Annotated in this window: 9 protein-coding genes; 4 read left to right on the top strand and 5 right to left on the bottom strand. The window is 69.5% G+C overall.

From position 1 onward, the window contains the following. Positions 1-59 precede the first annotated feature (59 nt). The 4 genes from V9K99_RS34335 to V9K99_RS34320 all read right to left on the bottom strand — a co-directional run bounded on the left by V9K99_RS34335 (position 60) and on the right by V9K99_RS34320 (position 4,659). A complete protein-coding gene (locus V9K99_RS34335) occupies positions 60-1,181 on the bottom strand; it encodes a bifunctional RNase H/acid phosphatase (RefSeq protein WP_337323643.1) in 1,122 nt (373 codons plus the stop codon). After that, positions 1,178-1,882 (bottom strand): zinc ribbon domain-containing protein, encoded by a 705-nt coding sequence (locus V9K99_RS34330; protein WP_443137124.1) that lies wholly within the window; start codon positions 1,880-1,882, stop codon positions 1,178-1,180. The genes V9K99_RS34335 and V9K99_RS34330 overlap by 4 nt, the downstream gene beginning before the upstream one ends. 81 nt (positions 1,883-1,963) lie before the next feature. After that, positions 1,964-2,797 (bottom strand): Nif3-like dinuclear metal center hexameric protein, encoded by an 834-nt coding sequence (locus tag V9K99_RS34325; protein WP_337336420.1) that lies wholly within the window; start codon positions 2,795-2,797, stop codon positions 1,964-1,966. A 230-nt stretch (positions 2,798-3,027) separates the two neighbouring features. Further along, positions 3,028-4,659 carry a glycoside hydrolase family 13 protein gene (locus V9K99_RS34320; RefSeq protein WP_337323646.1) on the bottom strand — a complete coding sequence of 544 codons (1,632 nt, stop codon included), beginning with the start codon at positions 4,657-4,659 and terminating at the stop codon, positions 3,028-3,030. Between the two features lie 142 nt (positions 4,660-4,801). Between V9K99_RS34320 and V9K99_RS34315 the strand changes: the two genes are divergently transcribed. Continuing rightward, positions 4,802-6,013, top strand: a complete 1,212-nt coding sequence (locus tag V9K99_RS34315) for an ROK family protein (protein ID WP_337323647.1) — start codon at positions 4,802-4,804, stop codon at positions 6,011-6,013. Here V9K99_RS34315 and nagZ read toward each other — a convergent pair. Next, positions 5,994-7,484 (bottom strand): beta-N-acetylhexosaminidase, encoded by a 1,491-nt coding sequence (gene nagZ, locus V9K99_RS34310; protein WP_337323648.1) that lies wholly within the window; start codon positions 7,482-7,484, stop codon positions 5,994-5,996. The genes V9K99_RS34315 and nagZ overlap by 20 nt on opposite strands. A 259-nt stretch (positions 7,485-7,743) precedes the next feature. Between nagZ and V9K99_RS34305 the strand changes: the two genes are divergently transcribed. Genes V9K99_RS34305 through V9K99_RS34295 form a run of 3 tightly spaced genes read left to right on the top strand, consistent with a single transcriptional unit; the run spans position 7,744 to position 13,599 of the window. After that, positions 7,744-12,039: an NEW3 domain-containing protein gene (locus V9K99_RS34305; protein WP_337323649.1), complete on the top strand. Its 4,296-nt coding sequence runs from the start codon at positions 7,744-7,746 to the stop codon at positions 12,037-12,039. Next, positions 12,036-12,659 (top strand): DUF7158 domain-containing protein, encoded by a 624-nt coding sequence (locus V9K99_RS34300; RefSeq protein WP_337323650.1) that lies wholly within the window; start codon positions 12,036-12,038, stop codon positions 12,657-12,659. The genes V9K99_RS34305 and V9K99_RS34300 overlap by 4 nt, the downstream gene beginning before the upstream one ends. A 10-nt stretch (positions 12,660-12,669) precedes the next feature. After that, on the top strand, positions 12,670-13,599 hold the full coding sequence (locus V9K99_RS34295) for an ROK family protein (protein ID WP_337323651.1): 930 nt from the start codon (positions 12,670-12,672) through the stop codon (positions 13,597-13,599). Positions 13,600-14,298 lie beyond the last annotated feature (699 nt).

Here is a 14,298-nt window from a genome sequence, read left to right as displayed (position 1 = left end):
CTCCGTCCCGTCAGCGCACGTCGGTGTGCGTGAGGTCAGAGTAACGAAGAAGGAGCAGCTCAGAGCGAGGGCTGGACGTTGAACGATCGCAGTGAGGCCAGGCCGTCGGCGTACCAATGAATCTCGGTGAGTGTTGCCGGGCGCAACTCCATCCGGAACAGCGAAGCCATCGGGGCCTGCAGCACCGACCGGACCATCAGCTTGATCGGCGTGACATGGGTGACCACGACCACGGTCTTGCCCGGATACTTGGCCAGCACCTTGTCCCGCGCGGATCGGGCCCGCCGGGCGCACAGGTCGAAGGATTCACCGCCGGGTGGTGCGACGGCCGTGGACTCCATCCAGGCGTTCAGCGCGTCCGGCCACTTCTGCTGGATCTCGGCGAAGGTGTGCCCGTCCCAGTCACCGAATGCGACCTCGACCCAGCCCTCGTCGACGATCGGCTCGAGCCCGAGCGAAGCCCCGACCACCTCGGCCGTCTGCCGCGTCCGCAGCATCGGCGAGGTCAGGATCGCGTCCACTCCGCCGATCCGGGCCAGGTACTCCGCGGCCGCGTGAGCCTGCGCCCGACCGGTGTCGCTGAGCCCGGGGTTGTCACCACCGGAACCGGAGAACCGCTTCTCTGCCGTGTGCGGGGTCTCGCCGTGCCGCAGGAAGATCAGCTGAGTCGGCGGCCCGGCCTGCGGACCCCACCCCTGCAACGCCTTCTGCAGATCCGACGGCTCCTTGGCCACGGCCGCCGCGGCCCCAGCAACCGGGGGCTTCAGCGGGATCGGTACGCCGTCCAGCGCCATGTTCGCGAGCGCGTCCGCGGCTGCGTTCTGTGCGCGCGGCACCCAGGTCCATTCGGTCCCGAACGGCGCCAGCCCCTGCGCCTTGATCGCGAGCGGCTGCAGATCCGGGTGCTTGATCTTCCACCGGCCGGCCATCTGCTCGATGACCAGCTTGGAGTCCATCCGTACCTCGATCGAAGCGTTCGGCGCGTACTCGGCGGCCAACTCGAGCCCGGCGACCAGACCGGAGTACTCGGCGACGTTGTTGGTCGCGATGCCGAGCGTCTTCCCGCTCTGCGCGATCACCTCGCCGGTCGCCGGGTCGCGAACCAGAGCGCCGTACGCCGCCGGCCCAGGGTTCCCACGCGACCCGCCATCCGCTTCCACGATCACGTGGTTGTAGGTCATACCGCGCTCTCCGACGTCCGCACGAGGATCCGTCCGCACTCTTCACAGCGCAGTACGGCGTCCGGCGCGGAGGCCTTGAATCGAGTGAGATCGGACGGCGCCAGCTCCATCCGGCAACCCATGCAGCGCTTGCCGACCAGCGCCGCGGCACCGATCCCGCCGTTGTGCTCGCGGAGTCGCTGGTACAGCGTGATGAGGGCCTCCGGGAGCTCGGCAGCGATCGTGGACCGCTTGTCGCCGAGTTCCGCGCGCTGCTCGTCGAGCTCCTTGAGCGCGGCGTCGCGGGTGCTCTCCAGCTCGGCCTGCCGGCCGGCGAACGCCTCGGCGCGGGTCCGCAGGTCGGCCTGCACCGCCTCGGCCGCCTCCAGCTTCTCCATCACCTCGAGCTCGGCGTCCTCGAGGTCGGAGATCCGCCGGTCCAGCGAACCGACCTCGTGCTGCAGGTTCTCCAGGTCCTTCGGCGAGGTGACCTGTCCGGAGTCGAGCCGCTGCTGGTTGCGCGCCTTGCGCTGTCGCACCTGCTCGACGTCGCTGTCGGCCTTCTTCTGCTCCCGTTGCAGGTCGCTCACCTCGGTGTCGGCGGTGACGAGCTCGCGGTCGACCACCGACTTCTCCGCGGCCAGCTCGGCCAGCGTCTGGTGCTCGGGCAGCGATTTGCGTTTGTGGGCGACCTGATCCAGCTGCAGGTCGAGATCCTGCAGGTCCAGTAACCGGCGTTGGACAGCGGGCTCGGCGTTCAGAGTCGGCTCCTTTGATTCGTTCAGTTGTCAGCTGCCGCGGACTCAGAGCCGCAGGTTCCACGCGTCCGTACGGAGCGTCGAGATGTGAGTGTCCACGGTACTGCCTTGCTCTGCCAACCCTTCGAGCAGGAGCCGCTCGGCATCCAGCAGCCACGGCCACTCGCTGGCCCAGTGCGCGACGTCGATCAGCGCTGGCCCCTCGTCGTACGCCCGAGCCTCGGTCGCGGGGTGGTGCCGGAGGTCGGCGGTGACGTACGCGTCGACACCCGCTGCGCGGACCCGGTCGAACTCCGAGTCACCCGCTCCCCCGACCACGGCGACAGTCGAGATGGTCCGGTCAGGATCGCCCGACACGCGTACGCCGTGCTCCGTCGGCGGAAGGTTTCCGGCGACCAAACGGCCGAAGTCCGTCAGCGACATCGGTTCCTGGAGTACGCCGACCCGCCCGCCACCACGCGTGTCCATCGGGTCCGACGTCAGCGGCTTGAGCGGACGGGTGTCCTGTACTCCGAGAGTGGCGGCCAGGGCGTCGCTGACACCGGGGTTCGCGTTGTCCGCGTTGGTGTGGCACACGTGCAGAGCCGTGTTGCTCTTGATCAGGTCGTGTACGACGCGGCCCTTGGGCGTCGTCCGCGCGACGCTGTGGACCCCGCGCAGCAGGAGGGGATGGTGGGTGACGAGGAGGTCGAAGTCACCGGAGACGGCTTCGTCCACGACGGACCGCATCGGGTCGACCGCGAACAGAATCCGCCGTACCGGTTGCTCCGGATCCCCGGTGACCAGACCGACCGCGTCCCAGCTCTCCGCCCAGGCTGGGTCGTACAGCCGATCGAGTACCGCAACCACGTCACCAACCGTCGGATTCACAGCCCCCATCCTGCCGCACGGGGTGGCTAGAGGGCGTCTGGGAACTCTGCGCCGTCGCGAGCAGGTGCTCGGCGGAGTGCAGCGCAAGGCGGAGGGCGGGGCTCGGAGTGGGGTTCTCCGTGCCTCGTCCTCCAACGCGGCGATGCGCCCGCCGAGTGCCGCGCAGTAGGCGCAGGGTTCCCAGACGCCCTCTTACTCGGTCCGTGGATCCTGGGTAGGCAGGATCCACGGAGCGAGGATCAGATCAGCCAGGCGGTGGTGTCACCTGGCAGCTTGTCGCCCTCGAGCGGACCGCTGGACAGCACCACGGCGGCCTCGGGGAGCTCGACCGGGGCGGCGCCGAAGTTGGTGATGGACTGCCAGCCGCCGGGCCGGGTGAAGTGCAGGACCAAGTCGCCGCCGTCCACCCAGGTGAGCGAGTTGCCGGTCTGGAGACCCCGGCGGACGGCGAGCGCCCGGCGGTAGAGACTCAGCGTCGACTCCGGGTCGCCGTCCTGCGCCTCGACCGAGTAGCCGCCGAACCACTTCGGCTGGACGAGGTGCGAACCGCCCGTGCCGAAGCCGAACGACAGTCCGTCGACCTTCCACGGGATCGGCACCCGGCAGCCGTCACGGCCCTTCTCCGCGCCCTTCGACCGGAAGTACGCGGGGTCCTGCAGGTTCGCCGCCGGCAGCTCGCCGACCTCCTGCAGCCCCAGCTCCTCACCCTGGTACAGGTACGCCGATCCCGGCAGCGCCAACATCAGCAGCACCGCCGCACGGGCCCGCTGCAGGCCCAGCTCGACGTCGACCGTCGGCTCGGTGCCGTTGCTGAGCAGCCACGCCTTCCCGTCCTGCCAGAGACCGGACGGGTCCTTCGGCAGGCCGTACCGGGTCGCATGCCGGACGACGTCGTGGTTCGAGAACACCCAGGTCGAGGACGACCCGTTCTGCTCGGCCAGCGCGAGGTTGTCCTCGATCACCTGCCGGAACTTCTCGTACTCCCAGTCCGCCTGCAGCAGGTCGAAGTTGAAGGCCTGCCCGAGCCCGTCCGCACTCGCGTACCGGGCCCGCCGGGCGGCCGGCACGAACGCCTCGGCCACCGCCGACCGGGGCGGGTCGTACTCGTTCAGCACCGTCCGCCACTCGCGGTAGATCTCGTGTACGCCGTCCTGATCCCAGAGCGGATGTGCGCCGTTGGACTCGGACTGCCGGGGCAGCGTGGTCTTCGACGGGAACGGCTCGGTCAGGTTCTTCACCAGCGCGTGCGCGACATCCACCCGGAAGCCGTCGACGCCGCGGTCCGACCAGAACCGCAATGTGGTCAGGAAGTCCGCCCGGACCTCCGGGTGCTCCCAGTTCAGGTCCGGCTGCTCGGCCGCGAACATGTGCAGGTACCACTGCCCGTCCTCGACCTGCGCCCAGGCGGAGCCGCCGAAGACCGAGTCCCAGTCCGACGGCGGCTCGTCGCCCTCTCCCTCGCGGAAGATGTACCGGTCCCGGGCGGCTGAGCCCTTCCCGGCGTCCAGCGCCTCGACGAACCACTCGTGCCGGTCGGAGGTGTGGTTCGGGACGATGTCGACGATCAGCTTGATCCCCGCCTCGTGCAGCGCCTCGACGAGTTGGTCGAAGTCGTCGAGGGTGCCGAGCCGGGGGTCCACGTTGCGGTAGTCGTCGACGTCGTACCCACCGTCGGCGAGGGCGGACGGGTAGAACGGGCTGAGCCAGACCGCGTCGATACCTAGGGACGCGAGGTACGGAACGCGGCTGACGATGCCCGGCAGGTCACCGACACCGTCGCCGTTGGAGTCGGCGAAGCTGCGCGGATAGATCTGGTAGACGACGGCCTGACGCCACCAGTCTCGGTCTGTCGTCGGCTGCGTGCTGGTCAAGAAAGCCTCACTTGGGTCGGCAGGCGCGGGGTACAGGATTTCCGGGCGGTTGCGGCGACATTGCCCACTTGTTTATATAGACTCTAAATTTAGACTCCAGAGTATTCTGCGCGTAACTTCGACGACAGGTCAAGGGGCTTTCATGGCGAGACCGGCGGCCACTCCGCCCACGGCGACACCGCCGATGCTGCGCCGCGTCAACGCGGGGAAGTTACTCTCCGTGCTGTCCAAGGCGGGCGTGATGACAGGAACCGGCCTGATCGAGGCGACCGGCCTGACTCGCGCCACCGTGCACGCGGTTTGCAACGACCTGATCTCGATGGGCTGGGTGATCGAGCTCGACCCGGGCCGGGACACGTCGGTGGGCCGGCCGTCGCGGCGGTTCGAGTTCAACAGCCGCGCCGGGTGCGTGCTCGGGATCGACATCGGCGCGGGCAAGACCACGGTGCTGGTCGCCGACCTGCGCGGCGAGACGATCGCCAAGGTGGTGCGCTCGGTGTCCGGCGACAAGACCGCGGCGGAGCGGACCGGGATCGTGCACGAGACAGTCGTCGAGGCCCTCGAGACCGCGCAAGTGTCCGATGCGCAGGTGCTCGCGGCCGGCGCCGGTGTCGCGGCTCCGGTCGACCGGGACGGCAACATCCTGGTCGACGACGAGTTCTGGCGGCGCTTCGACGCCGGCCTGGCCCCGCGACTGACCGAGCTGCACGGCTGGCCGGTGCTGCTCGAGAACGACGCGAACCTGGCCGCCCTCGGCGAGCACTGGCGTGGCGAAGGCCGGAACGTCGGCGACCTCGCCGTACTGCTGGCCAGTGAGCGGTTCGGCTCAGGCCTGATGGACTCCGGCCGACTGCTGCACGGCAGCCGCGGCGGCGCCGGTGAGATGGTCTACCTCAAGCTCGTCGAAGGCGTCGGCGACACCCACGGCATCGCCCGGATCGCCCGCGAGCACGGTGCCGCGGCCGTCGCCGACCCAACTGTGGAGACCGCACTGCGGACGCTGGCCGGCGACCGCCCGGTCACCGCGGAGCTGGTCTTCACCGCCGCTGACGCCGGCGACGACGTTGCCCTAGGCATCCTTCAGTACGTCGCCGGCCGGACCGCCCGGGTGGTGGCGACGCTCAGCATCCTGTTCAACCCCGAGCTGGTCGTGCTGGGCGGTGGGGTGGCCGAGGCCGCCAAGTCGCTGCTGCCGGAGATCGAGGAACAGTTGGCCCGCTTCACGAGTACGCCGCCTCGCGTCGCGGTCTCGTCCCTCGGCGACGCGATCGTGTCCGTCGGTGCCGTCCGGCATGCCCTCAACTACGTCGAGCAGCACGCCCTCGATCTGACCCTCAGCTGCCGGCCCGCGTAAGGGCCCTGGCGACCGCTTCGAGGACGATCAGGTTGCGTCCGGACGTCGTACCGACGGCAACGCCCTCGGGGATGAGCTCACGGTCCTCCGGGATGCCGGTGCACAAGACGACGGTGTCCTCACCGCGGTTCTGCAGCAGGGCGGGCAGCGCTTCGCGCATCCACGGCGTGCGTACGGCGTCCTGGATCGCGACGACCAACGGGCGACCGGCGGCGGCCGCCGCGGCGCGGGCGATGGCTCCGTCGGACTGCGAACCGGCGCCGTCGAGCAGCCGATGCTCGCCGCGGAGGACCACTCCGTCCGATCCGGGGGCGATGCGGCTGAAGATGTCCGGAAGCCCAGTGAAATAAGGGTTCCAGGCCGGGTGCAGGCCCTGGGTCAGATCGACGACGTACGGCGCGCCACTCAGCGCGGGCAGGGTCTGGTTGGCGATCACCCGGGTGGCAACCTCGCGGATCGGGGCGCCGTCGAGGCCGGGCTGCCTGGTCCGGGTCTGCAATGTGGCGGCGAGGGCGCGGACTCGTCCGGCCGCCTCGGCGAGACGCTCGGCAGCGAGAGAGCCGTTGCCAACGGCATCGACCAGGCGGGCGGTGAGGGTCTTCGGGTCCGCGGTACCGATCGCGATCATGGCGAGGTCGGCGCCGGCCCGGATGGAGGCGACGGTGGCGTCCTCGATCGACTGGTTCTTGGTGATCGCCTGCATCTCCAGCGCGTCGGTGGTGATCACTCCTTCGAACCCGAGCTCCTGCCGGAGCAGCCCGGTGAGGATTCGGTGCGAGAGGGTGGCCGGCTGGTCGTCGTACGCGGAGAAGACGATGTGGGCGCTCATGATCACGTCGGCGCCGGCCGCGATCGTCGCCTTGAACGGGGCGAGCTCGACCTCGGTCACCTCGGCGATCGAGCGGTCGACGCGCGGCAGGTCGAGGTGGGAGTCGACGGTGACGTCGCCGTGGCCCGGGAAGTGCTTCGGGCAGGCGGCGATACCGGCCTCGTGGACGCCTTCGACGAATGCGACACCGTGCCTGGCGACCACGTCGGGGGTGGTGCCGAACGAGCGGGTGGAGATGATCGGGTTGGCCGGGTTGCTGTTCACGTCCACCGACGGCGCGAGCATCAGGTCGATGCCGAGACTCGCGAGCGTCGCGGCGGCGTCCCGGGCGGACGCACGCGTCAGGTCCACGTCGTCGAGGTCGCCGAGGATCCGCGGCGAGGCCAGTGGCCAGGGGTTGGCCGGAGCCAGGTGGCTGAACTCGCCACCCTCGTGGTCGATGGCGATCACCAAGTCCGGCCGCTCCGCCCGGAGGCTGGCGGTCAGGGCAGCGACCTGCTCGGCGTCGGCGACGTTGCGGGTGAACAAGATGACCGCGCCGAGCCCGGCCGCGACCGCACGGCGCAGGTCGTCCGAGGCAGTGGTCCCGTCGAAGCCGACGATCAACGCGCCGGCGGCATCACGATCCAGGTGATCACTCATTCGCCCACCCTCTCCCGTGCGGGGTTCCCTCGCCACCTGACCCGGCGCCCGAATGTCGGTGCCGGTGCCGTCACTGACAGCTAATAATTAGCGGCCGCCGACACTCGGAATGCGATCGTTGTCAGCGGTGGTCGAGGCGGATTCTACGCCTGCGGCCTCGGGTAGTAAGCGGATTCCTGCAAATGACCCCTCGCTGTCGGGGCCGACTACGGATAACGTTGTCTCTCGACCTTGACCGCTCTCGACGGAGCCCGACACCGTGACCGTACAGATCACCCATGTCTCCTCGCCCGAGTTGTTCGCCGGCAGCGATGACGATCCCCGCCAGTTGCTGCGGGTGGAACTGACCCGTTCCGCCGGCGACGGCGCGCTGTCCGTGCGAGTCGCCGGCGACGGCGTTTCCGGTACGGCGGACCTCCCGCCGGGCGACGGCCCGATCCGGGTCGAGGTCCCGCTCGAGGTCACCTCATCGTTGCGATCGCAGTACGGCGCGAGTGTCGCGGCGACCGTGACGGTCTCGGCCGAGGGTGCCGAGGTCGCGTCGGACAGCGGCACGGTGGTGATCGCCGAACCGGGCTGGACGATGGTGATGGTGTCGCACTTCCACTACGACCCGGTCTGGTGGAACACACAGGCGGCGTACACGACCAGCTGGGACCTGCAGGGTCCGGACGGCACCACTCGACCGGTGTACACGCACAACGCGTTCAGCCTGGTCGACGCGCATCTCAAGCTCGCTTTGCGCGATCCGGCGTACTGCTTCGTGCTGGCTGAGCTCGACTACCTCAAGCCGTACTTCGACACCTTCCCGGAGAACCGCGCTGTCCTGCGCCGGCTGATCGCGGAGGGCCGGGTCGAGATCATCGGCGGCACCTACAACGAGCCGAACACCAACCTGACCGGTGCGGAGACGACCATCCGTAACATCGTGTACGGCGTCGGGTACCAGCGCGACATCCTTGGCGGCGACCCGCAGAACGCGTGGCAGCTGGACGTGTTCGGCCACGACCCGCAGTTCCCCGGGTACTTGGCCAAGGCAGGGCTGACCGGGTCAGCGTGGGCACGTGGCCCGTTCCACCAGTGGGGACCGCTGCGGCAGGCCTGGGGTGACCCGAAGGCGGGGACTGCGGCTGTCATGCAGTTCCACAGCGAGTTCGAGTGGATCAGCCCAAGTGGGGACGGCGTACTCACTCACTACATGCCAGACCACTATGGCCCGGGCTGGGAGCTGCAGCACGCACCCAGTGTCGAGGCAGCGGGCGACACGGCGTACCAGCTCTTCGCCACCCTGAAGACGGTCGCAGCCACTCGCAACACGCTGCTGCCGGTGGGTGGCGACTACACGCCGCCCAACAACTGGATCACCGCACTGCACCACGACTGGAACGCTCGCTACGCCTGGCCGAAGTTCGTCTGCGGTACGACGAAGCACTTCATGGACCGGGTCCGCGCCGAGCTCGCCGAGACCGGCCGGCGACCGTCGCCACAGTCGCGGGACATGAACCCGATCTACACCGGCAAGGACGTGTCGTACATCGACACCAAGCAGGCCCAGCGTGCGGCCGAGGTGGCCGCGGTCGACGCGGAGAAGCTCGGCACGTACGCCGACCTGCTCGGGCTCGGCCGGTTCGCGGAGGCGTCGCTGGACAAGGTCTGGCGGCAGCTCGCGTACGGCGCCCACCACGACGCGATCACCGGGTCGGAGTCGGACCAGGTGTACATCGACCTCGTCACCGGGTGGCGCGAGGCGCACGACCTGTCGGACGCCGCGCGGACCGCGTCGCTGGAGGCCTTTGCGGCACAGATCGACACGTCAACCGTCGGCGAGCACGCAGTCGTCGTCACCAACACGCTCAGCTTCACCCGCACCGACCTCGTCACCGTCCGCCTCACCGCAACGTCCGAAGAAAGCGAGGCTATAGCCCACACTTCTTCGGACGTAACGGTTCTTGATGCGGATGGGCAGCCGGTGCCTTCGGTGGTCGAGGGTGACAAGCTCACGTTCCTGGCTGCTGAGGTGCCGTCGCTCGGGTGGCGGACGTACGCGCTGACTCATGGAGCTCGTGCTGGTGGTTGGGGGCCGGCCGATGACAGTGAGTCGGTGGAGAACGAGTTCTTCAGTGTGACCGTGGATCCGTCGCGCGGTGGTGGGATCAGTCAGATTGTCGACAAGCGGACCGGTCGACAGGTGCTCAAGGGACTCGGCAACGAGTTGCGGGTCTACGAGGAGTACCCGGACCACCCGCGCTTCGGCGAAGGTCCGTGGCACCTGCTCCCGTCGGGTCCGGTGGTCGGCTCGGGCGAGGCGCCGGCGAAGGTGTTCACGCAGACCGGGCCGCTCGGCAGCCGGATCGTCAGCCGCGGTGAGGTCGACGGGATCTCGTACGAAGCAGTCGTCACGGTGTACGACGGCCTCGACCGGATCGAGTTCACCACCCGGATCCTGGACCACGCCCAGTCGGATCGCCTGGTCCGGGTCAAGTTCCCGGCCGACGTACCCGGCGCCCTGCCGTTGAGCGAGGTCGCCGGCGCCGTAGTCGGCCGAGGGTTCGGCCTGATCGACGTGGACAGCGCCCAGGCCCCGTGGACGCTGGACAACCCTGCCAACACCTGGTTCGGCCTCGGCTCCACTGCCCGCATCGACTTGGTAGATGCTTCCGGCAACCAGGTCGGCACCCGTCCCCTCGCCGTCGCCGAGATCGTCGTACCAGACGACTCCGACCCAGCCGAGGTCCGCGACCTGGTCGTAGCCCTGGCCCGAGTAGGCGTCACCGCCACCACCTCCCTAGCCACCGGCTCCCGCTACGGCTACCTGAAGGTCGACTCAAACCTCCCCGACCTCCGCATCCTCGTCGGCGCCGCTTCGTCCTTGCTGGATGAAGAGGTGCCGAGCGAGGGCGCAGCGTTCGTCCCACCGCGGACGGCACTGGCAGAGGTTTGGCGGCCTAATGCGGATGTGCGGGATGTGCGGGCTATTCCTGCGCTGGTTCTGCCCACGGCGGCTGCGGTTGGGGCGGCTGTGGTCGAGCTGGCCGGGGCGCGGATTACCGCGACCGTTCATGGTGAGGGCGTGATCGAGGAGTTCGAGGATCGGACTGTTGCGCTGCTGACCTACGGACTGCCTGGGTTCGCGGTGGATGCGACTGGTGCGTTGCATGCGTCGTTGATGCGGTCGTGCACCGGCTGGCCGTCGGGGATCTGGATCGATCCGCCGCGGCGGTCGGCGCCGGACGGGTCGGCGTTCCAGTTGCAGCACTGGACCCACGAGTTCCGGTACGCGTTGACCAGCGGCGACGGCGACTGGCGCAAGCAGCAGTTGCCGAGCCGCGGCCAGGAATTCTCCTCACCGTTGCTCGCGGCAACCACCACCGCGCACGACGGCACCCTGCCGGCGACACACTCGCTGCTCCAGGTCAGCCCGGAGCGCGACGTGCTGGTCTCCACGCTGAAGCCGGCCGGCAACCCCATCGCCCGCGGGTCGGGTGTCCCGGCCGACCCGCGGGACGGCGTCACCCTGCGGTTGATCGAGGCAACCGGTCTGGGAGCGACGGCCACCGTCACCTCGGCCCTCCCGATCACCGGCGCCCACCATGCCGACCTGCTGGAGAACCCGGCCGCCCCGATCGAGGTTGCCGACGGCAACTTCACGGTCGAGCTGGCCGGCTCCGCGGTCGACACCTTCGTCCTGACCGTCGACGGTTCGGCCGCCGCGAATCCCGCCGTACTCGGACAACCGGGTGAGCTGGCCCAGCCGTCGTACGCGCGCTACTGGCTGCACAACCGTGGACCCGCGCAGATGGGCTTCCTGCCGATCAGCATGTCGGTCTCCCCCACCGTCGCGCGCACGGCCGGCAAGCCGTTCGAGCTCTCGATGGTGATCGCGAACCAGTACGCCGACACTCCTGCCGAAGGATTGTTGACAATCGGACTCCCGGACGGGTGGACAACTGATCAATCCGATCGTCAACTACGGCTCGAGCCGGGCGGTTACGTCCGCCACCTCGCGAACGTGACACCACCGGAGGACTGCGAGCCCGGGCAGTACTTCGTCGCTGCCCGCGTGCTGACCAAGACCGACCAGCTCGCCGGTGGTGCCGGCGTCACCGCGGTGGAGGACGTCGTCACGGTGTTCGTCGGCGAGAGCCCGGAGCTGACCGCGACCCTCGGCTTCGGGATGCCACCAACCGAGGAACCGGACCACGGCTCGGGCGCGGTCGAGGGCGAGCCGGGACGACCGACCGGTCTGACCGTGACGCCGTCGACGCAGGACCTGCGATTGGCTCCTGGAACGTCGGCGACGCTCGAGCTGGAGTTCGCGAACAACACATCCTCGGAGATCCGCGCTGAGTTGCAGCTGGCGTCGCCGTACGGGACGTGGTCGTGGCTGCCCGAGCCGGTGCGGCTGGTCGTTGTACCCCCGAAGTCGTCGGTGACGGTGCCCGTGCCGGTGCAGGCTCCAGCGGATGCGACGCCGGCGCACGCCTGGGTGCTGCCGAAGGTGATGTGGTTCGGACGAGCGCAGTACGCGCCCACTGTCCGCCTGGAGATCCAGTGACGGCCGCAGTCACCGTGAGCCACGGTCACGGCCATGGCCACAGTCAGGCGCCGGCGGCGCCGCCGGAGGTGATGGCGTACCTCAACGGTGAACCGGTGCCACGCGCGCTGCTGGACGATCGGCTCGCGGTACTGCGGGCCGGCGACGCGGCCTGCGTACTCCCCCGGCCGGACAGCCGCGAGGGCCGCCAACTCACCCGCTGGGTCGCCCAGGTCGTCCTCACCGAGCAACTCTGCCTCGACGAGCTCCACCGCCGCACAGACGCCGTACCCGAGACACCTGCCGAGGCGATTGACGTGTCGACGGCGATCGCGGTTGGGTCGATCACGGCCGCGGCGCTTGCTGGTTCTGAGGCGGTACGACGGGTTGCGGCGTTGGTGACCTCGGATGTGCGGATCCCGGCCGAGCAGTTGGCGTATGCGGCCGACGTACTGGGTGAGGAGCCACCGGCTGATCCCGGCGTACCGGTGGCGGGCTGGCATCGCGAGTTGCTGCAGAGCGCCCGGCTGGAGGCGTTCGCGCGCTGGCTGAACGCGGCCATGCACGAGCGGATCGAGCTGGTCCGCGGGCTCGAGCACCCGGGCGACAGCAACCAACCTGACAACCTGCACCGGCACTGACGGGGGGACGATGAGCGACGATGCAGTGAGTGCACAGGGCACGGTTCTCGGAATCGACATCGGCGGCACGAAGATGGCCGCCGCTCTCGTGTCCGCGGACGGCCGGATCGTCACCGGGGACCGGATCCTCACCCCGCCCGGCGACGCGGACCAGGTGTTCGCCGCGCTGGCCGAGCTGATCGACCGGGTCCGCGGCGACGCCACGCCGCGCGCGGTCGGGATCGGTTCAGCCGGGCCGCTGGACCAGACGCACGGGCTGGTGTCGCCGGTGAACATCGGCGGCTGGCGGAACTTCCCGCTGGTCGACCGGGTCCGCGCGCTGGTCGGCGACGTACCGGTGACGCTCGGGGTGGACGGGCACTGCTTCGCGCTCGGCGAGTTCTGGACCGGGGCCGGGCGGGAGGTCGACACGCTGCTCGGCATCGTGGTGTCGACCGGGGTCGGCGGCGGACTGGTCGTCGAGGGCAAGCCGCTGATCGGTCAGTCAGGGAACGCCGCGCACATCGGTCACGTGGTGGTGGACCTGGACGGCGAGGCATGCGCGTGCGGGTCGTTCGGGTGCGTCGAGGCGTACGCGAGCGGGCCGCGGATGGTTGCCCGGGCCAAACGTCGCGGCTGGCGGGCCGACGAGGCCGTGGATGCCGCCGTACTGGCCGCCGACGCGGCCGCCGGGGACGAGCTCGCGCTGGCGACCTTCGACGACGGCGCCCAGGCGCTCGCCGCGGGCATTGTCGCGACGGCGGTCACCGTCGACCTCACCACGGTCGTCATCGGTGGCGGCGTCTCCAAGGCAGGCCCGATCCTGTTCGACCCGGTCCAGGCCTGGGTCAAGCGCCTCGCCCAGCTCCCCTTCGTCACCGACCTGACGGTCGAACCCGCCCAACTCGACAACGCCGGCCTCCTCGGCGCCGCCCACCAGGCCTGGTCCACCGTCCGCTAGCTGCGCGGTTCGGCCTCGAATGCTTCGTTCGTGACCTCACGCACAGTTGTCTCGTGCGGAAAAGGGTGTCCCGAGCACCTTTGCGCAATTCTTACCCAATTGCCCGGAACCGTGTAACGACCACCCCGTCGTACCCGATGCAACGGATGGATGGGGTGGGGGCACGTCATCCAAGGTCGGTCGAGGGGGGCCTGGACTGACCGACATGGCCGATCGGGGGGCCTGGATCGGCCAGAACGCGAGTGCGGCGGAGAGGCGACTCTCCGCCGCCATCGCGTGGCAGTCCGTCAGTGGCAGTACCGGTGAGGAAGCAACGTCCGCCAGCGTTGTCCGTGGCAACGCTCGACCCCAAGGGATCGGTCCTGATGGACGTCGCGGTACTGCTACTCTTCGCTTCCTTCATCACCGTGACCCTGCCATTGAACGTCGCCGCCTCGTGCGGCGTTGCCGCCCTGCAAGGTCGCCCGCGCGGACGAGCCCTCGCCGGCTCGCGGACCGCCGCGACCACCGCAGGTGCGGCAGGGGTCTGCTCACCGGGATCCCGCTCGGGTTCCGGTGAGCAGACCGACCCCGGTGGGAACGGACGCGGTCCAGGAAGCGTCGGAACCACGGCCGGCGCTCGGGATCTCGGTCCTCAGGAGGGATGAGGATCGACGCGGGTTCTGCACCGCGGACGGTGGGCCAGTGGCTGCGGGAGGG

The organism is Kribbella sp. CCNWLW201 (genome assembly GCF_037203805.1).
Lineage (GTDB): Bacteria > Actinomycetota > Actinomycetes > Propionibacteriales > Kribbellaceae > Kribbella.
This window is presented reverse-complemented; position numbering and strand designations above follow the sequence as displayed.

What these genes read in the sequence shown, in the direction of transcription:
- V9K99_RS34335 (WP_337323643.1), bottom strand. Translation starts at nt 1,181, where the DNA reads ATGACCTACAACCACGTGATCGTGGAAGCGGATGGCGGGTCGCGTGGG.
- V9K99_RS34315 (WP_337323647.1), top strand. Translation starts at nt 4,802, where the DNA reads ATGGCGAGACCGGCGGCCACTCCGCCCACGGCGACACCGCCGATGCTG.
- V9K99_RS34325 (WP_337336420.1), bottom strand. Translation starts at nt 2,797, where the DNA reads ATGGGGGCTGTGAATCCGACGGTTGGTGACGTGGTTGCGGTACTCGAT.
- nagZ (WP_337323648.1), bottom strand. Translation starts at nt 7,484, where the DNA reads ATGAGTGATCACCTGGATCGTGATGCCGCCGGCGCGTTGATCGTCGGC.
- V9K99_RS34295 (WP_337323651.1), top strand. Translation starts at nt 12,670, where the DNA reads ATGAGCGACGATGCAGTGAGTGCACAGGGCACGGTTCTCGGAATCGAC.